The sequence below is a fragment of the Rhodococcus sp. NPDC078407 genome, from assembly GCF_044542515.1.
GTDB lineage: Bacteria > Actinomycetota > Actinomycetes > Mycobacteriales > Mycobacteriaceae > Rhodococcoides.
Window position 1 is genome coordinate 1 of sequence record NZ_JBITUQ010000016.1, and the last position, 20,182, is coordinate 20,182.

Below are 20,182 nucleotides of genomic sequence, written 5' to 3' on the forward strand. Positions count from 1 at the left end.
GCACTCACTTGAGGTCGGTGGCCCGCCCGTGGCCGCATCGATATCCGCCGTCCAACACTGCTCAATGGAAGCCATCTCGAAATCGCAACAGCCCGAATTGCGTGTCTGCTGCGTAATTGTGGACAATGAGCCTGCTTGTTCGGTTGGACTGAGCTGAGTGTCCACTATTCGCCATCTCGGGCGGGATTCCGTGTCTGTTGCGTAATTGTGGACACTGAGCCTGCTTGTGCGGACCGATCGAGCCCAGCAATCCCATGCCTGCCGCGCAATTGTGGGCGGTGAGGTCAGTAGTGTCGATCGAATGCACAGTGAATCGCAGCGGTCGAAGGTCGAGCCGTTTCATGTGATGGACGTGTTCGCGGCAGCAGCCGAGCGGGCGCGCACTCACGGGGATGTGCTGTCCCTCGCCGCAGGTCAGCCGTCCACCAGAGCTCCCGAGCCGGTATTGCGTGCCACTCGCGAGGCCCTGGACGCGCACTTGCTCGGGTACACCGAGACGCTGGGCATACTTCCGTTGAGGCAGACCATCGCCGAGTATCACAGCTCCCGGTACGGCATCAGCGTCGACGCCGACGACGTAGTGATCACCACCGGCTCGTCGGGCGCGTTCACCTTGCTGTTCCTGGCAGCGTTCGACGCGGGGGAGACCGTCGTCATGGCCAGGCCGGGCTATCCTGCATATCGAAACACGTTGGCGGCGTTGGGCTGCCGCGTCGTCGAGCTGGATTGTGTGGAGGAAACCAGGTTCCAGCCCACCGTCGCGATGCTCGAAGAACTGCCCGAGCCTCCTGCGGGGCTGATCGTCGCGAGCCCGGCCAATCCCACCGGCACGATCATCGACGCTGACGAGCTGGCCGCCATCGCGCGCTGGTGCGACGAGCACGGAACGCTCCTGATCTCGGACGAGATCTACCACGGCATCTCGTACGGCAATGCGCACACGTCCAGTGCGTGGGAGACGTCGAAGGAATCCGTGGTGATCGGGTCGGTGTCGAAGTACTTCTCGATGACCGGCTGGCGGCTGGGCTGGATGTTGCTGCCGACCCGACTGCGCAGGGCTGTCGAACGATTGGCGTCGAACATGACGGTCTGCCCGCCGGCGATCTCGCAGATTGCCGCCATCGCCGCGTTCACCGAAGAGTCACGCCGAGAGCTGGATTCGCACGTCGAGCGATACGCCGTCAACCGCAGGATCATGCTCGACGGCTTGCCCGCGTTGGGAATCACCGACCTGGCTCCGGCCGACGGTGCCTTCTACGTCTACGCCGACATCGCGCATCTCACCGACGACTCACGAAGTTGGTGCGCGCGCGTGCTCGCCGAGACCGGTGTCGCGTTGGCACCGGGCGTCGACTTCGACACCGTCCGGGGCAATCACACCGTCCGATTCTCGTTCGCGGGCAGCACATCCGACGTCGAAGAAGCATTGACGCGCCTTCGGGTCGTGAGTGGCATTTCGTAGCAGGCTACGAGGTTCCAGTCACATGCGGCGCAGCCGCTCCAGCGCCTCGGAGATGTCCGCGGCGGAGACGTCTCGGTGGGTCACGAATCGCACCTTGCCCGCGACCGTCACCGCAGCGATGCCCAGATCGGCTAATTCCGTCACCGTGTGGACGGTGTCGGCGACGGTGGCCAGCACGATGTTCGTCTGCGGTTCGGCGACGTCCCAACCCCGCTCGCGCAGTCCGGATGCCAGCGTCGACGCGTTGGCATGATCCTGCGCCAGATCACCGATGCGATCCAGTGCTACGAGCCCGGCGGCGGCCAGGACGCCACCCTGACGGACGCCGCCGCCCAACATCTTTCGTACGCGCCGCGCCTCGTGGATTCGCGCCTGATCCGAGACCAACATCGAGCCGACGGGGGCACCGAGCCCCTTGCTCAGGCACACCTGCACCGTGTCCGCACCGGCAGTCAGTGAGGTGATCGGAACATCGAGGGCCACAGCGGCATTCCACAGTCGTGCGCCGTCCAGGTGAATCTTCAGTCCCGAGTCCCGTCCGGCAGAAACGAGTTCCGCCCACTCGTCCGGCCCGAACACGGTGCCCCCGGCGAAATTGTGAGTGTTCTCGAGCGAGAGCAGTGTCGTCCGCAGAGCAAAATAGGGCCCGGCACCGCCGGCCTTCACGCGCACGGTCGACGCAAGGGGACGTCCGGGCCCGCCGTCGTGGGGGAGAGCGTCGGGCATTCCGCCCGCCAGCCAGGCAGCGGTACCGAGTTCGGATCCAAGGACGTGTGCGTGTTCGGGGGCCAGGAATCGGTCGCCGCGCTGCAGGTGCAGCATCAACGCGATGATGTTGCCCATGGAACCGGAGGGCACCCACAGTGCTGCTTCGAATCCGAGCAGATCCGCCACTCGCTCTTCGAGGGCCGCCATCGTCGGATCGTGATCGAGGACGTCGTCGCCCACTTCGGCGTCGGCCATCGCTTGTCGCATGACCGAATCGGGGCGGGTGATGGTGTCGGAGCGAAGGTCGATCGTTCTATGTGCCACGACCACTGACAATTCCATAGCGCGAAAGCAGTCCGACGAACGCCCTCGAGCTGGCACGATGACTTGATGTCCGCAGGTCCGACCGAGTCGCAGCACAAGGTGTCGGGTGCGACTCCGAAGGGAGTGCGCCGCCGCCAGGCATTGGCGTCGGCCGCGGCGGACCTTCTCGTCGAGGGTGGCTTCGACGCGGTTCGGCACCGATCGGTGGCATCGCGAGCCGGGCTTCCCCTGGCGTCGACCACCTACTATTTCGAGTCCCTCGGCGACTTGGTGGCCGCGGCCGTGGACGTCGTCGGTTCACGTGAGATCGACGTCATGCGGGGACGCATCGAGGACGAGGGCACATGCTCGAACGAGATGGAATCGACGGTCGACCTCATCGTCGACCTTCTCGTCGGCCCACAAGTCGGCCACGAACAGCTGATCGCACGATACGAACGCTTCATCGCCTCGGCTCGACATCCCGAGCTGCGGGAGGTGCAGCTGCGCTTGCGCGCCCAGATCGACGACCTACTGACCGATGTGCTGCGCAGATCCGGCCGAACCGTGCAGGAGATGCAGCTCCGACGGCTCGTGGCAGTGGTCGACGGGGCGGTGGTGGGCGCGCTCAGCGAGGTGGATCCCGATCCCCGGGAGATGGCGCGCAGCATGCTCCTCGAAGTCATCGACGTCGTCGCGCCGGCGAAACAGGTGTCGGCAGAGTGACTAGTGGGTCTCGCCGGAGTCTGCGTCGTGAACCGGTGGTACCTCGCACACACCGTCCGCGCAGACGAGGCCGTGGTCGTCGCCGACCATCTCCAGTGGTCCGCTCATGAGTCGGCCGCGGCCTTCTGCAGGACGTCGGCGAACACCGATGGGTCCTGCGCGCCCGACACACCGAGTCGTCCGTCGATCACGAAGAACGGCACACCACTGATCCCGTAGGCGATGGCCTGTTCTTTGTCCGCGCGAACTGCCGGCAGGAACTCCTCGGACTTCAGGGCCTCGACCACTTCGTCGCGGTCCAGGCCGACCTCCGTGGCCAGATCGGCGAGGTCTTCGACACGGCCGACGTGGCGGCCCTCCTCGAAGTAGGCCGCCAGCAGCCGTTCCTTCAGCTCGACCTGCTTGCCCTTCGACTTGGCGAAGTGTAGGAGCTCGTGCGCCTTGACGGTGTTGGTGTGCTGCAGAGCGTCGAAATCGTAGGCGAGCCCTTCGGCTGCGGCCAGCTCGGTCATCTGCTGCAACATCTGCGTGACCTGGGCGGCCGGCATCCCTTTGTGGGAGACGAGAAAGTCGACCTCGCTGCCGTCGAAGTCGACCGGTGTGTCGGGTGCCAGCTCGAACGAGTGGAATTCGACCTCGAGCGTCCCGCCCCCGGCGGTGAATTTCGCAGCGCCTGCCTCGAAACGGCGCTTGCCGACGAAGCACCACGGGCACGCGATGTCGGACCAGATGTCGACCTTCACTGTTCGGCTCACGGCGGATGCAACATCGGAGTGCGTCGTGAGTATTCCAGCCGCCGGCAGAGGAACAGTGCAGTCGTCTTCCGAGACCGCTAACTGCGCCACGTAAGCTGGACGCTCGTGAGCATCCCGAATGTCCTGGCCACCCGTTACGCAAGTCCGGAACTTGTGGAGCTGTGGTCGCCGGAGCACAAGATCGCCCTGGAACGTCAGTTGTGGATCGCGGTGCTCCGCGCGCAGTCCTCCCTCGGAGTGGACGTCCCGAACGCGGCGATCGCCGACTACGAAGCCGTCGTCGACCAGGTGGATCTCGCCTCGATCGCCGAGCGTGAGCGCGTCACTCGCCACGACGTCAAGGCTCGGATCGAGGAGTTCAACGCCCTTGCCGGACACGAGCACATCCACAAGGGGCTCACCAGTCGCGATCTCACCGAGAACGTCGAGCAATTGCAGATCCTGCGTTCGCTCGAACACATTCACGCCCACGGCGTTGCGGTGGCGAAGCGGCTGGCCGAACGCGCGTCCGAGTACTCCTCCCTGGTGATGGCCGGGCGTAGCCACAATGTTGCAGCCCAGGCGACGACGCTGGGTAAGCGCTTCGCGTCCGCTGCCGACGAGTTGCTGCTGGCGCTTGCGCGGGTCCAGGAACTGATCGCGCGCTACCCGCTGCGCGGAATCAAGGGTCCGATGGGCACCTCGCAGGACATGCTCGACCTCTTCGGCGGCGACTCCGCCAAGCTCGTTGCACTCGAGCGCATCGTGGCCGATCACCTCGGCTTCCGGCACACGCTCACGAGCGTCGGCCAGGTGTACCCCCGATCGCTCGATCACGAGGTCGTGTCCGCACTGGTCCAGGTGGGTGCCGGGCCGTCGTCGTTCGCGCACACCGTCCGACTGATGGCGGGCCACGAACTCGTGACCGAAGGATTCCAGCCGGGACAGGTCGGCTCCTCGGCGATGCCGCACAAGATGAACACTCGCTCGTGCGAACGCGTCAACGGACTGCAGGTGATACTTCGTGGCTATGGATCGATGGCCGCCGAGCTCGCCGGCGCACAGTGGAACGAGGGCGATGTCTTCTGTTCCGTCGTGCGCCGCGTCGCGCTGCCCGACGCCTTCTTCGCCATCGACGGTCTCATCGAGACCTTCCTGACCGTGCTCGACGAATTCGGTGCCTACCCGGCCGTCATCGCCAAGGAACTCGACCGGTACCTGCCGTTCCTCGCGACGACGAAGGTGCTGATGGCAGCCGTGCGCGCGGGCGTGGGACGCGAGACGGCACACGAGGCGATCAAGGAACACGCCGTCGCCGTCGCACTGGCGATGCGCGAGCAAGGACAAGAACCGGACTTGCTCGACCGCTTGGCCGCCGACGATCGACTCCCACTCGACCGGGCCGCCCTCGATGCTGCATTGGCCGACAAGACGGCGTTCATCGGTGCGGCCGAGGCTCAGGTCGGTGCCGTCGTCTCCGCCGTCGAGCGTCTGATCGAGAAGTTCCCGGCCGGGGCGTCGTACAGCCCGTCGCCGATTCTGTAGTCAGGAGAGGAGGACGTCCGGGAGATCGGCGACCGAATCGATCACGTGGTCGGGTTCCATCGCGAATTCGTCCATGATGCGTCGGTCGAGGACGTCCTGACGGAATTTTCCGGTGCGCACCAGCACCCCTGTCATGCCGACGACCTGGGCTGCGAGTACGTCGTTGTCCAGGTCGTCGCCCACCATCACGACATCGTCCGGGTCGACGCCCATCCGCTCGGACGCCGTCCGGAAGCCCAGCGGGGCCGGCTTTCCGATGGCCTTCGCAGTGTGGCCCGATGCTTGTTCCATCCCGGCGAGGTACATCCCGGTGTCGATGCGCAGCCCTGCCCCGGTGCTCCACATCAACGATCGATGCATGGCGACGACCGGTATGCCGCGGCACAGCCAGTCGTAGACGCGACTGAGGCGTTCGTGGGTGAACTCCGGCCCGGCACCGCCGACCACCACGACGTCGGGGTCCTCGGACGTCTCGTCGACGAATTCGATCCCTGGCATGTCGCCGGTGATATCACCGTTGTTGATCAGCACCACGCGGGCATCGGGATAGTTCTCGCGTAGATGATCGGCGGTGAGCGACGCGGCCGTGACGATCTCGTCGGAATGGACGTCCAGCCCGACATCACGCAACGCCGACGCAATCTGTCCGCGGGTCTTCGAGGTGGTGTTGGTGAGAAAGGCACGAGCAATGTCCCTGCTGTCCAGGAACTTCAGCGTCTCGGCGGCCCCGGGCACCGCCTGCCACGACGTCACCAGGACGCCGTCGATGTCGAACAGAACCCCGCCGATACCCATCGGCAAACAGTAGCCTCGGGCTTCGGGCCTCGCAGCCTCAGAGGACGAGCGCCTACGCTCGGGGACTGTGAACCCCTACACGATCTTCGCCGACATCATTGCCGGGACCGCCGAGGCCTCTCGCGTCCACGAGGACGAGACCGCGATCGCGTTCATGGACATCAGGCCTCTCACCACCGGACACGTACTCGTGGTGCCCAAGCAGCAGTATCGGACCCTGGCCGAGTTGCCGCCGGAGGTCGGGGCTCACCTGTTCGTCGTCGGGCAGAAGGTGGCCGCCGCTGTGCGAGCGAGCAATCCGCGTGTCGCCGGCGTGAACTTCTTTCTCGCCGACGGCACCGTGGCCGGTCAGGAAATCTTCCACGTGCATCTGCACGTCATCCCGCGCATGATCGGCGACGGCTTCGGGCTGCGGGCTCGGCCGTCGTCGCCGCAACGATCCGAACTCGACCGGTTGGCGGCCGAGATCGCGGCCGCCCTGTAGTGATCGGTGCTTCGAGCCTGAATGACAAGCCGGAACAGGGTGCGGCTCTCGTCGGCGGGCTCGCTCACACCGATGCGCGTCGCGCCGCGGGGTTGTTCGTGGTCATCGGTGTACTGGCAGCCCTGTGCCTGGTGAGCATTTCGGTGGGTACCGAGTACATCTCCCTCGGGCGTGTGTGGCAGGCTCTGTTCTCCTCGGACGGGTCGAGCGAATCCGTGATCGTCCGCGAATTGCGTCTTCCGAGAACAGTTCTGGGTCTTGTCATCGGAACGGCACTCGGAGTTGCCGGTGCATTGATCCAAGCTCTGACGCGAAATCCTCTGGCCGACCCGGGCATCCTGGGTGTCAACGCCGGGGCGGCGTTCTTCGTCGCGATCGCCGTCGGCGTCCTGGGGTTCACCGGTATCGAGTCCTACATCTGGTTCGCGTTCGCCGGTGCCGCGCTCGCCACGGTCGCGGTCTATGCACTGGGGTCGATGGGACGGGCGGGTGCGACGCCGATTCGTCTGACACTGTCCGGAATTGCGCTCGGTGCGGTGCTGGGCGGCATCACCTCCGGCGTGCTGCTGCTGGACCCGGACGCCTTCGACAGAATGCGGTTCTGGAGCGCGGGATCTTTGGCCGGGCGCGGCGTGGACGTCGTGACGGCAACAGCCCCGTTCATCGTTCTTGGGCTGATTCTGGCCGCCCTCGTCGCACGTCCGCTCAATGCGATTGCACTGGGCGATGATCTGGCGCAGTCCTTGGGGGCGAGAGTGCTTCGTACGCGCGCTATCGGTGTCGTCGCAGTGACTCTGCTCGCCGGTGCCGCGACCGCCGCGGCCGGCCCCATCGGGTTCGTCGGACTGATGATCCCGCACATGGTCCGGTGGTTCGTCGGGCCGGATCAACGCTGGATCCTGATCTACACCGTGTTCGCGGCACCGGCGCTGCTGCTGCTCTCCGACGTGGTGGGGCGCCTGGTGATCAGGCCGGGGGAGTTGCAGGTCGGCATCGTCACAGCCTTCGTCGGCGCTCCGGTGCTGATACTGCTGGTTCGCCGACAGAGGGCGAGCGGACTGTGACCTCGGGGCAGCGCGACAGGGTGGACTTCGGGCGAACGCTGTGGATCGTTCGAGTACGGGGCCGGGTGGACGGCCGAATCGATATCCGAACGGTGGCGGTCTGCGCGATATTGATGCTCGTCACAGCGGCGATCGCCGTCGTCGCAGTCGGTACCGGTGACTACTACCTTTCGCCGAACGAGGTGCTGGCCGCGGTGTTCGGCGACGCGCCGCGCATCACCGAGCTCATCGTCATGGAGTGGCGGCTTCCTCGGGTGGTCCTGGCCTTCGGGTTCGGAGCCGCGCTGGGTGTGTCCGGTGCGATCTTCCAATCGTTGACGCGTAATCCGTTGGGTAGCCCGGACATCATCGGATTCGCCACCGGGGCCTACACCGGCGCACTCGTGGTGATCCTCACTCTCGGTGGTGGCTACTACCGAACAGGGGCGGGCGCGCTCGTGGGCGGACTGGTCACGGCCGCAGCGGTGTATCTACTTGCCTACAAGCGCGGCGTGCAGGGCTTTCGTCTGATCATCGTCGGGATCGGCGTGAGCGCGATACTGGCCTCGATTAACACCTGGTTGGTGGTGAAGGCAGACCTGGATGCAGCGATAGCCGCTGCAGTGTGGGGTGCCGGCAGCCTCAACGGGTTGGGGTGGGCGCAGGTGTGGCCTGCGCTGGTGATCGCGGCCGTCATCGCCCCGTTCCTGGCGGTGTTGTCGCGTCGGCTGCCGATGTTGGAGATGGGGGACGACGCGGCGCGGGCACTCGGTGTGCGCGCCGAGCCGTCGCGTCTGATGCTGGTGTTTCTGGGAGTCGCACTGATCGCGCTGGTCACTGCAGCGGCGGGTCCGATCTCCTTCATCGCGCTGGCCGCGCCGCAACTCGCGCGCCGGCTCACGGGCACGCCGGGAGTGGCGATGGTGCCGGCAGCGTGCATGGGTGCTCTGCTCCTCGTCGTCAGTGATGTTGTTGCGCAACGTATGTTCGCGCCGACCCAGCTACCGGTGGGCGTGGTGACCGTGTGCATCGGCGGCGGATATTTCGTCTGGCTGCTGGCGCGCGAAGGGAGAAAGCAGTGACCGAACCTCGACTGCACGCCGACGCGATCACGGTCGGGTACGACAAGAGCGTCATCAGCGACAACCTCACCGTCTCGATTCCCGACGGCAAGTTCACCGTCATCGTCGGACCGAATGCCTGCGGCAAATCCACTCTGCTGCGGGCACTCTCGCGCCTGCTGAAACCCAGCCACGGAACCGTTCTTCTCGATGGAAAAGCGATCTCGTCGTATCCGGCGAAAGAAGTGGCGCGACGCCTCGGCCTGTTGCCGCAGACCTCCATCGCGCCCGACGGTATCTCGGTGGCCGATCTCGTTGCGCGAGGCCGGTATCCGCATCAGAAATTGATCCGGCAGTGGTCGGCGGCGGACGAGGCCGCGGTGATCGAGGCCATGAACGCCACCGGAGTGACGTCACTGTCCGCTCGTCCGGTGGACGAACTATCTGGCGGGCAGCGTCAACGCGTCTGGGTGGCAATGGTTCTCGCGCAGCAGACGCCTCTGCTGCTGTTGGACGAGCCCACCACGTTTCTCGACATCGCGCATCAGATCGAACTTCTCGACCTGCTGGCAACCCTGAACCGTGAGAACGGCACTACTCTGGTCGCGGTTCTGCACGACCTCAACCACGCGTGTCGGTACGCCGATCACATCATCGTGATGAAGGACGGCGCAGTGGTCACCGAGGGTTCGCCGCCGGAGACCGTCACCGCCGAGCTGGTCGAGGCAGTGTTCGGCCTGCCGTGCCGCATCATCGACGATCCTGAATCGCACACTCCGTTGGTGATTCCCAAGGTGGTCCGCGCGCAGGCTAGGCAAGGCTTAGTTTAGAATCGGAGTAGAATTGTCGGTCGAGTTCGGATCCCGAGTTGGCCAGAGGGTTCGCGCACCGTCGGACGAGAGATGTATCGAGGACGAAGATGACTGAACAGCAACGTGGCTACTACTACGCCGACGTCGTTGCGGTGCAGCAGCTCACCGTGCACATGGTGCGTGTCACCTTCGGCGGCGAGCATGTAGCGGGTTACCGCACGCTGGGAGCGCCCGACGAGTGTGTCGGCGTTTACTTCCCGCGCGAAGGCGAGTCGGCGCCGCCGCCGATGACCGAGGTCGACGGTCAGTGGTGGTTCCACGGTCTCGCGAACGCGCCGGAGGGTCGGAACTACACGATTCGACGCGTCGATCCCGACGCCGGCCAACTGACCATCGACTTCTTCGCGCACGAGGGCGGGGTAGCAGCCACGTGGGCGCAGCAGGCCGCTCCAGGTCAGAGGGTGCTCTTCACTCGGCCACGATCCTGGTACTCGCCTCCCGCCGACGTCGAGTGGCTGCTGCTGGTGGCCGACATGACGGGGGTCCCTGCGCTCGGCCGACTCGTCGAACAGTTGCCTGCCGGGATGCGGGCGCATGCGATCGTCGAGGTTCTCGAACGCGGCGACATCCAATCCTTCGAGACCCGGGCCGATGTCACGTTCGACTGGCGCATCGGATCCGGTAACGGCGACAGCGCCAGCGTGCTCGACGACGCCGCGCTCGCCTACCCTTTGCCGGAGGGGCGCGGCTACGTGTGGTTCGCCGGTGAGGCGTCGTCCTCGCGTCGGGTGCGCAAGTACTTCCGCAAGGAATTGGGTTACGACATCAAGTATTTCGACATCATCGGCTACTGGCGCGCCGACTCCGAGAAGTGGCTCGAGAAGTACAAGCAGTATCAGGAGGAGGCGCTGGCGGTGTACAACGGCGTCATCGAATCCGGTCGATCCGAGCAGGAGGCCAGTGAAGCTTTCGACGCGCTGCTCGAGCGGGTCGGTCTCTAACCCCGAAATTCGTAGGCGGGCAACTCGAGCGTTGCGGCGTCGGGTCCGAGAAATCTACTGCTGATGGCCTGTACCGGCTTTGATCCGGCCAGGCGCAACACCGTGCGGAAAGCGGTCACTCCTGCAGCGGTTTTCGGGTGCGCGACGCGTGGAACTCCCGGTGGCAGCTTCTGGGCCTGCTCCACGAACGGCCGCATGCGTGTCTCGAAGGCCTCGAATCCGGCGCGATGATCGCTCGCCCGTGCGAGTTCGCCCGCGAGAACGTAGGCACCGGTGACCGACAACGTGGTCCCCATACCGCTGAGCGGAGTGGCGCACCAGGCGGCGTCGCCCAGCATTCCAATTCTGCCGTTCGACCAGCGCGGTGCCCTGACCTGCGCGAGATAGTCCACGTAGAGCTCCGAGTCCGGTCCCAGTGACTCCAGAATTCGGGGCACTTCCCAGCCGACGTCGGCAAACTTCGCTCGCAAGGCGGCAACCACCTGTTCGGTGGACGCGCCTTCGTACCCGCCGTCGTCGGACACCCAGGACAGGCTGAAACGCGTCGTGCCGAGGTTGTCCGGTCGTAGATTCGCCACCCTCGATCCGTGGGCGTTGTACCAGCGCCACCAGCCGTCGTCGCTCGGTCCCTTCGGCAACACCCCGTAGGCGGTGTAAAGGCCGACCGGTGCGGTCTCGGCCTCCCCGGGAAACACCAGTTCCCTGCTGGTGGAACGGATTCCGTCGGCGAAGAAAACTAGATCGAATCTCTCGGACGTACCCGACGCGAACGTCACGTCGACTCCGTCGGCATCCTGAGTCGCGCCGACGACGTGATCGCCGTACCGATACTCGGTTCTCGGACCGGCCGATTCGACGAGTATTCGAGCGAACTCGCCGCGCAAGATCTCCAGTTCCGCCGTCGGGCCGTCGTGTGATCCGTTGCCGGCCGGGAATGCCGCGATGGTGGCGTCGCCGTCGTCGACGAATCTGGTGCCCTTCTCGGTGGTGCCGTTGGCGAGCAGTGTCGCGTCCAGGCCCATCCGCCGCAGTACCGCGCGGCCGGAGCCTCGAACGTCGATGTTCTGGCCGCCGTGCCGTAGCTGCGGCGCGCGTTCGACGACCGTGACGTCGAAGCCGGCCTTGTCGAGCCAGAAGGCCACGGTGGGTCCGGCGATGCTGGCACCGGTGACGAGCACGCGAGAAGTCATGGAGCGGGAGTGCCCGGGCGGGCATCCGGTCAATCACGGGACGGAAAGTAGCTGAGCCTCACCTTTGTGGTGTACTTTCATCGAATTGTCCGAATCACCCGTTTTCGTCAGGAGAACCGTGTTCACCGTTCGCCGTCTGGCGCTGCTCTCGTTCAGCGCAACTCTCGCCCTCGGTCTCGTCGCATGCAGCTCGGAAGGGTCGTCCGACGAGAGCACGTCCACCTCCGAGTCCGCCACCGCAGACTCCGCACTCGTGGTGTACTCCGGCCGCGGTGAAGAACTCGTCGACCCACTGATCGAGCGCATCGGTGGCGGTATCGAGGTCGACTACTCGGGCAACACCAACGCCCAGGCCGCCAAGATCCTCGAAGAAGGCGACGCCACCCCGGCGGATGTCTTCTACGGTCAGGACGCAGGCGCACTCGGTGCCCTCGACGAGGCGAGCGCTCTGGCACCGCTGCCCGAGGACATCCTCTCCCTCGTTCCCGAGCAGTACCGCGGTGCCGACGGCACCTGGGTCGCCACCTCCGCGCGGGCCCGCGTGCTGGCCTACAACTCCGATTCCGTGCAGGCAGCAGACCTGCCCACCGGTATCGACGGGCTGCTCGACCCGCGCTGGCGCGGACAGATCGGCTACGCACCGACCAACGCGTCGTTCCAGGCCTTCGTCACCGCCCTGCGCGTCCAGCGCGGCGAGGACGGTGCCCGCACCTGGCTCGAAGGCTTCGTCGCCAACGAACCCGTCGCCTTCGAGGGCAACGGCCCTCTGCTGACCGCCGTGAACGACGGGCAGGTCTCCACCGGCCTGCTCAACCACTACTACTGGTACCCCTTCAAGGACGAGAACGGCGACGACGCCCCGGTCGAGCTGCACTACTTCGAGCCCGGCGACCCCGGCGCGCTGATCAACGTCGCCGGTGCCGGTGTGCTGGCTGCGTCGGACAACCAGGAAGCGGCATTCGACTTCGTGCGCGAGTTGCTCTCGACCGAATCGCAGACGTACTTCGCGAACGAGACTGCCGAATACCCGGTCATCGACGGAGTGACTTCCGATTACGACCTGCCTCCGCTGTCCGAGCTGGGCTCGACCGATCTCGATCTGGGTCAGCTGTCGTCCCTCGAAGAGACCCAGACCCTGCTCACCGACGTCGGAATCATCTAGGCACGTCTCGATTCCGGGCTCATGTCTGCACTCCAGCCGCTTCGGCGGCGTCACTTCGGCGGTCGTCCCGTTCTCGGGACGGCCGCGTTGTGCGTGGGAGCGCTGACGCTGACACCCCTGGTGTACCTGTTCGTTCGAGCGTTCGACGGCGGAACCGAGAAGGTTCTGCGACTGCTCCTTCGACAACGCACACTCGACCTCGCCATCCGCACGGCAACACTGACGCTCACCGTGCTTCTCGCGTCGGTCGTGATCGGAACGCTGCTGGCGTGGCTGACCGTCCGTACCGACCTACCGGGGCGACGCTTCTTCGCGATGGTCCTCGCCGCTCCACTCGCGATTCCGTCCTATGTGTCCGGGTACCTGTGGATCGCCGAGTTCCCCTCGTTGGCAGGGTTTTCCGGTGCAGCCCTGGTGCTCACGCTGTCCTGCTTTCCGCTGGTGATGTTGCCGGTGTCGGCGGCGTTCGCCACCGCGGACCCATCGTTGGCCGAGGTCTCCCGAACCCTCGGTCGAGGTGCCGTACGCACAGCGCTGACCGTCGAGTGCCGTCGCGTGGTTCCGGCCGCGGCGGCGGGCGCGCTGCTGGTCGCGCTGTACACCATCAGTGACTTCGGGGCGGTGGCTCTGATGCGATACGACGCCTTCACCCTCGGCATCTACAGCGCCTACCGCGGGGGACTCGATCGCACTGCGGCCGCTGTCCTCGGGCTGGTCCTCGTGGTGGGCGCGTTGGTGCTCACCCTCCTCGAACGGCGTGCTCGACGCGGGGCCACGGCGAGAGTGGGATCGGGAACCGACCGGATGGCCGAGCCCATCGTCCTCGGCCGGTGGCGCATGCCGGCTCTGGCCGTTGTGGTTGCGGCACTGACGGTCTCGGTGGTGGTACCGATACTGGCCTTGGCGCGATGGCTGAGCCGCTCGTTGCGATTCACCTTCGACTGGGTGGACGTGCTGGCCGTCACGGCCAAGACCGTCCAGTACTCCGCGACCGCCGCCGTGGTGGTGGCCGTACTCGCGCTGCCCGTCGCACTATTCGCGGCCCGATCCACGACGAGGACCGCCCGCGGTGCCGAGTTGTCCACCTACATCGCGCACGGACTACCGGGTATCACCGTCGGGCTCGCCACGGTCTTTCTCGGAATCCGGTTTCTGCCGTCGTTCTATCAGACGGCGGTTCTGCTGGTACTGGCGTATGTGGTGCTGTTCCTGCCGTTGGCCGTCGGCAGTACCAGAGCTGTTGTCGACGCCACTCCCGTTGTGCTCGAGGATGTCTCGCGCACCCTGGGCGCGGGCCGGCTGCGTACCGACCTACGAGTGACGATTCCGATCGCGGCACCCGGCATCGCCGCCGGGGCCGCTCTGGTCTTCCTGACCGTCGCCAAGGAGCTGCCGGCAACGTTGATGTTGCGCCCTCGGGGAGTCGACACTCTCGCGACTACGCTGTGGTCCACCACCGAGGCGTTCCGATACGGCGAGGCGGCCCCCTACGCCCTGGCCTTGATCCTGACCTCGGTGGTCCCGACGGTCGTACTGACACGGGCGCTGGGGCGCACGACGCGGAAGCGAGTAGCACTGCCATGACCATGGTGATATCCGGTCTCGTTGCCTCGTACGGCAGTACGGCCGTGCTGCACGGCATCGACCTCGACCTCGGCGACGGCGAGATGCTTGCCGTCCTCGGCCCCTCCGGCTGCGGAAAGACGACCCTGTTGCGATCCATCGCCGGACTGCATCGCATCGACGCGGGCCGAATCACCTCCGACGGGCGGGACATCTCGGTGGCGGGGCAGATTCAGGTGCCGCCGGAGAAGCGGGGGATAGGCCTGATGCCGCAGGAAGGCGGATTGTTCCCACACCTGACGGTGCGAAAGAACATCGAATTCGGTTTGCGTGCAGGCTTTGTGCGGCCCTACCTGTCCGGTCGGGGCGAGCGCGCACGACGCGTCGGCGAGATGCTCGAGCTCGTCGGACTACCCGACTCCGGTGGGGTGAAGCCCAGTGAGCTCTCGGGCGGCCAGCAGCAGCGCATCGCGTTGGCGCGTGCGCTCGCGCCGGCTCCGTCGGTGGTGTTGATGGACGAACCGTTCGCCGCCCTCGATGCGGGGCTGCGTACCTCGATTCGTCAGGACGTACGAGAGTTGTTGCAGTCCAGCAAGACCGCGTCGATCCTCGTCACCCACGACCGGGCCGAGGCGCTCGGAACTGCAGATCGGGTCGCCGTGCTGCTGGGTGGTCGCTGCGCCCAGATCGACACCCCACGTGAGGTGTACGAGCGGCCCGCCACGCCCGCGGTCGCGCGTTTTGTCGGCGACGCCTATTTCGTCGACGCGTCCGCGCAGGGGGGCCACGTCGATACCGTCCTCGGGCGGCTCGAATGCACCACCCGAGCGACGGGTCCCGGGCAGGCGTTGCTCCGGCCCGAGCAGCTGGCGGTCTCGGAGCGCAAGGACGGTGCGTTCGTCGTCGAACACGAGTTCTTCACCGGCCCCGAATCCTCGGTGACCCTGCGGCACAGCGACACCGGGCTACTGCTTCGAGCCATCGCCCGGACCGCCGACCGCTTGGCCCCCGGTACCGCCGTGCAGGTCTCCGTGACATCTCCGGTGCACTGGTTCCCGCGTCAGGCGAGCTGAGCTATCGCGTCGGTTCCGCGGCGCGCTTGGGCATGAACAGTGCCGCGATCGCCATCACCGCTGCCGCCGCCAGGACACCCAGAAAGACCGGATGGATGGGGCGTCGGACAGTTGTTCGGGGGTTGGGTCCCCCGAGATGCGGGAGTTGACGATGGCACCGAACATCGCGACGCCCACCGCGCTGCCGATGGACCGGGCGAACATGTTGGTCGAGGTAGCGACTCCCCGCTCGGACCATTCGACGCTCGACTGCGCGGCGATGAGGGTGGGGCTGGCGATCAGACCCATACCGAGGCCGATCACGAAGCACACCGCGCCCACCTGCCACACCTGCGAACCGGCCCCGAGGCCGGTGGCGAAGGCGGCTCCGACGACTGCGATGGAGGCACCGATGAGCGCCGTGGTGCGGAAGCCGAACCGGAGGTACACCCGTCCGGAGAGGGAGGCCGCGATGGGCCACCCGAGCGTGAGGGTGGACAGCGCGAAGCCGGCGACGATCGCGCCGGTGCCGAGCACGCCCTGCACGAACGTCGGGACGTAGGAGGTCAGGCCGAGGATCAGAGCGCCGACGAGCATCGAGATGAAGCTGCTCGCCACCAGGACCCGGCGTGTGAACACCCACAGCGGCAGGATCGGCTCCTCGACTTTGGTCTGCACCACTGCGAAAGCCGCGAGCAAGGAGAATCCGGCGGCGAAGATTGCGATGCTGACGGCGGAGTTCCAGGCCCAGGACTGTCCGCCCTCGAGCAGCCCGAGCAGCACCATCGCTGCGCCGACGGTCAGCAACCCGGCACCGAGGTAGTCGATCTTCGGCTTGGTGTGATCCACGGCTCCCTCGTCGAACTTGCGCCACAGCATCACCGCAGCCAGCGCACACAGGGGAATGTTGACGAAGAAGATCCACCGCCACGTCAGAAATTCGGAGAAGATTCCGCCGAGAGCGGGGCCGAGTACCGAGGACATCGCCCACACGCTGGCGAGGTAGCCCTGCACCTTGGCGCGTTCGGCCAGCGAGTAGATGTCGCCGGCGATGGTGATGGCCATCGGCTGCACGGCGCCCGCCCCGAGACCCTGGACCGCCCGAAAGGCGATCAGAGCGGGCATGCTCCAGGCCAGTCCGCACAGGATGGAGCCGAGCAAAAAGACCGCGATGCCGAACAGCATGATCTTCTTGCGCCCGAACAGGTCGGCCAGCTTGCCGTAGATCGGTACGGACACTGCTTGCGCCAGAAGATAGATCGAGAACAGCCACGGAAACTGCGTGAAGCCGCCCAGGTCGTCGACGATGGACAGAACGGCCGTGGCGATGATGGTCGCGTCGAGGGCAACCAGAGATGTGCTGAGCATCAGCGCAACCAATATCGGTCCGCGTTCGGAGCGGAAGCCGACATCCGCCGTCGTATTGTTCGTTGCCACGGCTATCAGTCTGATGCCTGCCGGCACCCCCACCGTCACCGGCCCAGATAGTGTTGAGCCTCGTGCGACCATCACTGAGTAGCTACGAGCATCTGGCCGGCGGCAAGGTCCGCGATCTGTACACCATCGACGACGCGCATCTGCTGCTCGTCGCGAGCGACCGCATCTCGGCCTACGACCACATCCTCGACACCCCGATCCCGGACAAGGGACGTGTACTGACGGCGATGAGCGTGTTCTTCTTCACCGAACTCGGCGGCGTCAACCACCTGGCCGGCGACCCGCTCGACGAACGTATCCCCGCCGAACTGCTCGGCCGCGCCCTGGTGGTGAAGAAGTTGAACATGGTGCCGATCGAATGCGTCGCTCGCGGCTACCTCACCGGTTCCGGGTTGGCGGACTACAACGCGACCGGTTCGGTGTGCGGCGTCGAGCTTCCGTCGGGCCTGATCGAATCGAGCAAACTCGACGAGGTCATCTTCACTCCGGCCGCCAAGGCCGAACTGGGCGAGCACGACGAGAACATCACCTTCGACCAGGCCGTGGACCTGGTCGGTGCCGAGCTGGCCTTCAAGCTCCGTGCGGACACCATCGAGATCTATTCGCGCGCAGCGAACTTCGCTCTGGAGCGCGGAATCATCCTGGCCGATACCAAGTTCGAGTTCGGTACCGATGCCGACGGCAACCTCGTGCTCGCCGACGAGGTGCTCACCCCGGATTCCTCGCGGTACTGGCCCGCCGATTCGTATCAGGAGGGTCGCGTTCAGCCCAGCTTCGACAAACAGTTCGTCCGCGACTGGCTTACCGGCGAATCAGGCTGGGACAGAAGCTCCGACACTCCACCGCCACCGTTGCCCGACGACATCGTCGCCGCGACACGCAGCCGCTACATCGAGGCCTACGAGCGCATCTCGGGCCTGAACTTCGACGATTGGGTCACGCCATGACGATCACCCCACCCGTTGCCAAGAAGGTGCCGTTCGAGCGCACCCACCACGGCGACACGTTCATCGACAACTACGAATGGTTGCGCGCCAAGGACGACCCCGAGGTGATCGCCTACCTCGAGGCCGAGAACGCCTACACCGAGCAGCAGACGGCCGGTCTGGAATCGCTCCGCGGCAAGATATTCGACGAGATCAAATCGCGGACCCAGGAAACCGACCTGTCCGTGCCGACGCGCATGGGCCAGTGGTGGTACTACTCGCGCACCGTCGAGGGAAAGTCGTACGGCCTCCAATGCCGTTGCCCTGTCGACTCTCCCGACGACTGGACCCCACCGACACTGTCGTCGGACGTGGACGTTCCCGGTGAGCAGATCCTGCTCGACGCCAACGTCGAAGCCGAGGGTCACGACTACTTCGCACTCGGTGCATTCTCGATCAGCCTCGACGGCACGTTGCTGGCGTACTCCACCGACACCGAGGGCGACGAGCGGTACACGCTGCGTTTCAAGAACCTCGAGACCGGCGAGTTGATGGCCGACACCATCGAGAACGTCGCGCCCGGAGCCACCTGGACCGCCGACGCCACCCATGTCTTCTACCTGACGGTCGACGAGTCCTGGCGGCCCGACACCGTCTGGCGACACACCCTCGGCAAATCCGGTGACGTGAAGGTCTTCCACGAGCCAGACGAAAGCTACTGGGTCGGTTTCGGTTCCACCCGCAGCGAGAAGTACCTGATGATCTGGGTCGGCTCCAAGATCACCTCCGAATGCCTCGTGCTCGAATCCACCGACCCCGAAGGTGAGTTCCGCGTCGTACTTCCGCGTACGGACGGCATCGAGTACAGCATCGAACACGCCGTGGTGGCAGGTGAGGATCGTTTCCTCATCACCCACAACGGCTCGGTGAACGGCTGGGGCACCGAGGGGGAGAAGGCCGAGAACTTCCTGCTGGCCGAGGCTCCGGTCTCCGATCCTCTCGATCAGCGCACCCTCGTTCCGCATCGCGACGACGTCCGCGTCGAGGACATCGACGCCTTCGCCGGCCACCTGATCTTCACGTACCGACGAGAAGCGTTGACTCGGATGGCCATCTGGCCGCTGACCGACGAGGGTTACGGGGAGTATCGCGAGCTCGAGTTCGACGAGGAGCTCTACTCCGTCGGTTCGGGCTCGAACCCCGAATGGGACCAGCCTCTGCTGCGGATGGTCTACACCTCGTTCATCACGCCGGGTCAGGTCTACGACCTGGATTTCGCCAGTGGTGAACTGATGCTTCGCAAATCGCAGCCGGTTCTCGGTGATTTCGATGCCGGTGACTACGTTCAGCACCGCGAGTGGGCCACTGCGCCCGACGGCACGCAGATTCCGTTGTCGGTCATCGCGCGCAAGGACGTCCCCGAGGGACCTGCTCCGACGTTGCTCTACGGGTACGGGTCGTACGAGGCCTCGATGGATCCGTCGTTCTCGGTGGCACGACTGTCTCTGCTCGACCGCGGCATCGTCTTCGTCGTCGCGCACGTCCGCGGCGGCGGTGAGATGGGTAGGCACTGGTACGACCAGGGCAAGACTCTGAAGAAGAAGAACACGTTCACCGACTTCATCGCTGCGGCGCAGCATCTCATCGACTCCGGTCGGACGTCACCGAAGCATCTGGTCGCCGACGGCGGAAGCGCGGGCGGTCTGCTGATGGGTGCGGTGGCCAACCTCGCACCGGAACTGTTCAACGGCATTCTCGCCAACGTTCCGTTCGTGGACCCGCTGACCTCCATCCTCGACCCGTCGTTGCCGCTCACGGTCATCGAATGGGACGAGTGGGGAAACCCGTTGGCGGACAAGGAGGTGTACGAGTACATGAAGTCGTACAGCCCCTACGAGAACGTCGAGGCCAAGGACTACCCGTCGATCCTGGCGATCACGTCCATCAACGACACCCGCGTGCTCTACGTCGAACCCGCCAAATGGGTTGCTGCCCTTCGCGCCACGAAGACCGGTGACTCGGACCTGCTGCTCAAGACCGAAATGAGCGCCGGACACGGTGGAGTCAGCGGACGCTACGAGAAGTGGAAAGAAGCGGCCTTCGAGTACGCCTGGATCGTGAGTGCGGCTGGCGCCGCAGTGGAGTGATCAAGCGCCCCAGGGGGCACTCAACCACACC

17 protein-coding genes and 1 pseudogene are annotated in these 20,182 nt (G+C 65.5%); 13 read left to right on the forward strand and 5 right to left on the reverse strand.

What is annotated here, in order from left to right; genetic code table 11:
• Positions 1–301 precede the first annotated feature (301 nt).
• A complete protein-coding gene (locus ACIGGF_RS16535; protein ID WP_397522329.1) occupies positions 302–1,462 on the forward strand; it encodes a pyridoxal phosphate-dependent aminotransferase in 1,161 nt (386 codons plus the stop codon).
• A gap of 18 nt (positions 1,463–1,480) precedes the next feature.
• On the opposite strand, the gene ACIGGF_RS16540 is transcribed toward ACIGGF_RS16535, so the two are convergent.
• Positions 1,481–2,512: a threonine aldolase family protein gene (locus tag ACIGGF_RS16540; protein WP_397522330.1), complete on the reverse strand. Its 1,032-nt coding sequence runs from the start codon at positions 2,510–2,512 to the stop codon at positions 1,481–1,483.
• A gap of 48 nt (positions 2,513–2,560) precedes the next feature.
• Between ACIGGF_RS16540 and ACIGGF_RS16545 the strand changes: the two genes are divergently transcribed.
• The gene (locus ACIGGF_RS16545; protein ID WP_397522331.1) at positions 2,561–3,199 is read left to right on the forward strand and encodes a TetR/AcrR family transcriptional regulator; all 639 of its coding nucleotides are present in this window, start codon (positions 2,561–2,563) and stop codon (positions 3,197–3,199) included.
• Positions 3,200–3,303: 104 nt separating this feature from the next.
• Here the strand turns inward: ACIGGF_RS16545 and ACIGGF_RS16550 are convergent, their stop codons facing one another.
• On the reverse strand, positions 3,304–3,954 hold the full coding sequence (locus tag ACIGGF_RS16550; protein ID WP_397522332.1) for a DsbA family protein: 651 nt from the start codon (positions 3,952–3,954) through the stop codon (positions 3,304–3,306).
• A gap of 105 nt (positions 3,955–4,059) precedes the next feature.
• Here ACIGGF_RS16550 and purB point away from each other — a divergent pair, with 105 nt between their 5' ends.
• On the forward strand, positions 4,060–5,478 hold the full coding sequence (gene purB, locus ACIGGF_RS16555) for an adenylosuccinate lyase (protein ID WP_397522333.1): 1,419 nt from the start codon (positions 4,060–4,062) through the stop codon (positions 5,476–5,478).
• Here the strand turns inward: purB and ACIGGF_RS16560 are convergent, their stop codons facing one another.
• The gene (locus ACIGGF_RS16560) at positions 5,479–6,273 is read right to left on the reverse strand and encodes an HAD-IIA family hydrolase (protein ID WP_397522334.1); all 795 of its coding nucleotides are present in this window, start codon (positions 6,271–6,273) and stop codon (positions 5,479–5,481) included. It abuts the gene before it with no gap.
• A gap of 67 nt (positions 6,274–6,340) precedes the next feature.
• Between ACIGGF_RS16560 and ACIGGF_RS16565 the strand changes: the two genes are divergently transcribed.
• The 5 genes from ACIGGF_RS16565 to ACIGGF_RS16585 all read left to right on the forward strand — a co-directional run bounded on the left by ACIGGF_RS16565 (position 6,341) and on the right by ACIGGF_RS16585 (position 10,674).
• Entirely contained in the window at positions 6,341–6,757 is a 417-nt protein-coding gene (locus tag ACIGGF_RS16565; RefSeq protein WP_397522335.1) for an HIT family protein, read from the forward strand.
• A complete protein-coding gene (locus ACIGGF_RS16570; RefSeq protein WP_397522336.1) occupies positions 6,757–7,821 on the forward strand; it encodes an iron chelate uptake ABC transporter family permease subunit in 1,065 nt (354 codons plus the stop codon). Before ACIGGF_RS16565 ends, ACIGGF_RS16570 begins: the two co-directional genes overlap by 1 nt.
• Positions 7,818–8,882, forward strand: coding sequence for a FecCD family ABC transporter permease (locus ACIGGF_RS16575; protein WP_397522337.1), 1,065 nt, complete (start codon positions 7,818–7,820; stop codon positions 8,880–8,882). The genes ACIGGF_RS16570 and ACIGGF_RS16575 overlap by 4 nt, the downstream gene beginning before the upstream one ends.
• Positions 8,879–9,691, forward strand: a complete 813-nt coding sequence (locus ACIGGF_RS16580; RefSeq protein ID WP_397522338.1) for an ABC transporter ATP-binding protein — start codon at positions 8,879–8,881, stop codon at positions 9,689–9,691. Before ACIGGF_RS16575 ends, ACIGGF_RS16580 begins: the two co-directional genes overlap by 4 nt.
• A gap of 89 nt (positions 9,692–9,780) precedes the next feature.
• Positions 9,781–10,674 (forward strand): siderophore-interacting protein, encoded by an 894-nt coding sequence (locus tag ACIGGF_RS16585; RefSeq protein ID WP_397522339.1) that lies wholly within the window; start codon positions 9,781–9,783, stop codon positions 10,672–10,674.
• Here ACIGGF_RS16585 and ACIGGF_RS16590 read toward each other — a convergent pair.
• Positions 10,671–11,864 carry an FAD-dependent monooxygenase gene (locus ACIGGF_RS16590; protein WP_397522340.1) on the reverse strand — a complete coding sequence of 398 codons (1,194 nt, stop codon included), beginning with the start codon at positions 11,862–11,864 and terminating at the stop codon, positions 10,671–10,673. The genes ACIGGF_RS16585 and ACIGGF_RS16590 overlap by 4 nt on opposite strands.
• Positions 11,865–11,982: 118 nt before the next feature.
• Here ACIGGF_RS16590 and ACIGGF_RS16595 point away from each other — a divergent pair, with 118 nt between their 5' ends.
• From ACIGGF_RS16595 to ACIGGF_RS16605, 3 genes are read left to right on the forward strand one after another with little or no spacing between them, the layout of a single operon-like run.
• Positions 11,983–13,026 carry an iron ABC transporter substrate-binding protein gene (locus ACIGGF_RS16595; RefSeq protein ID WP_397522341.1) on the forward strand — a complete coding sequence of 348 codons (1,044 nt, stop codon included), beginning with the start codon at positions 11,983–11,985 and terminating at the stop codon, positions 13,024–13,026.
• A gap of 21 nt (positions 13,027–13,047) precedes the next feature.
• Positions 13,048–14,610: an ABC transporter permease gene (locus ACIGGF_RS16600; protein ID WP_397522342.1), complete on the forward strand. Its 1,563-nt coding sequence runs from the start codon at positions 13,048–13,050 to the stop codon at positions 14,608–14,610.
• The gene (locus ACIGGF_RS16605; protein WP_397522343.1) at positions 14,607–15,662 is read left to right on the forward strand and encodes an ABC transporter ATP-binding protein; all 1,056 of its coding nucleotides are present in this window, start codon (positions 14,607–14,609) and stop codon (positions 15,660–15,662) included. The genes ACIGGF_RS16600 and ACIGGF_RS16605 overlap by 4 nt, the downstream gene beginning before the upstream one ends.
• Before the next feature lies 1 nt (position 15,663).
• Here the strand turns inward: ACIGGF_RS16605 and ACIGGF_RS16610 are convergent.
• Positions 15,664–17,078, reverse strand: a pseudogene (locus tag ACIGGF_RS16610) (MDR family MFS transporter).
• A 62-nt stretch (positions 17,079–17,140) separates the two neighbouring features.
• On the opposite strand from ACIGGF_RS16610, the gene ACIGGF_RS16615 reads away from it, so the two are divergent.
• Together ACIGGF_RS16615 and ACIGGF_RS16620 are read left to right on the forward strand one after the other, a co-directional pair.
• Positions 17,141–18,025, forward strand: a complete 885-nt coding sequence (locus tag ACIGGF_RS16615) for a phosphoribosylaminoimidazolesuccinocarboxamide synthase (RefSeq protein WP_397522344.1) — start codon at positions 17,141–17,143, stop codon at positions 18,023–18,025.
• A complete protein-coding gene (locus tag ACIGGF_RS16620) occupies positions 18,022–20,151 on the forward strand; it encodes a S9 family peptidase (protein WP_397522345.1) in 2,130 nt (709 codons plus the stop codon). The genes ACIGGF_RS16615 and ACIGGF_RS16620 overlap by 4 nt, the downstream gene beginning before the upstream one ends.
• Positions 20,152–20,182 lie beyond the last annotated feature (31 nt).

Excerpts from the sequence above, each read along its gene's own strand:
- ACIGGF_RS16605 (WP_397522343.1), top strand. The coding sequence starts at position 14,607 with ATGACCATGGTGATATCCGGTCTCGTTGCCTCGTACGGCAGTACGGCC.
- ACIGGF_RS16540 (WP_397522330.1), bottom strand. The coding sequence starts at position 2,512 with ATGGAATTGTCAGTGGTCGTGGCACATAGAACGATCGACCTTCGCTCC.
- ACIGGF_RS16560 (WP_397522334.1), bottom strand. The coding sequence starts at position 6,273 with ATGGGTATCGGCGGGGTTCTGTTCGACATCGACGGCGTCCTGGTGACG.
- ACIGGF_RS16600 (WP_397522342.1), top strand. The coding sequence starts at position 13,048 with ATGTCTGCACTCCAGCCGCTTCGGCGGCGTCACTTCGGCGGTCGTCCC.
- ACIGGF_RS16620 (WP_397522345.1), top strand. The coding sequence starts at position 18,022 with ATGACGATCACCCCACCCGTTGCCAAGAAGGTGCCGTTCGAGCGCACC.
- ACIGGF_RS16535 (WP_397522329.1), top strand. The coding sequence starts at position 302 with ATGCACAGTGAATCGCAGCGGTCGAAGGTCGAGCCGTTTCATGTGATG.
- ACIGGF_RS16590 (WP_397522340.1), bottom strand. The coding sequence starts at position 11,864 with ATGACTTCTCGCGTGCTCGTCACCGGTGCCAGCATCGCCGGACCCACC.
- ACIGGF_RS16585 (WP_397522339.1), top strand. The coding sequence starts at position 9,781 with ATGACTGAACAGCAACGTGGCTACTACTACGCCGACGTCGTTGCGGTG.
- ACIGGF_RS16545 (WP_397522331.1), top strand. The coding sequence starts at position 2,561 with ATGTCCGCAGGTCCGACCGAGTCGCAGCACAAGGTGTCGGGTGCGACT.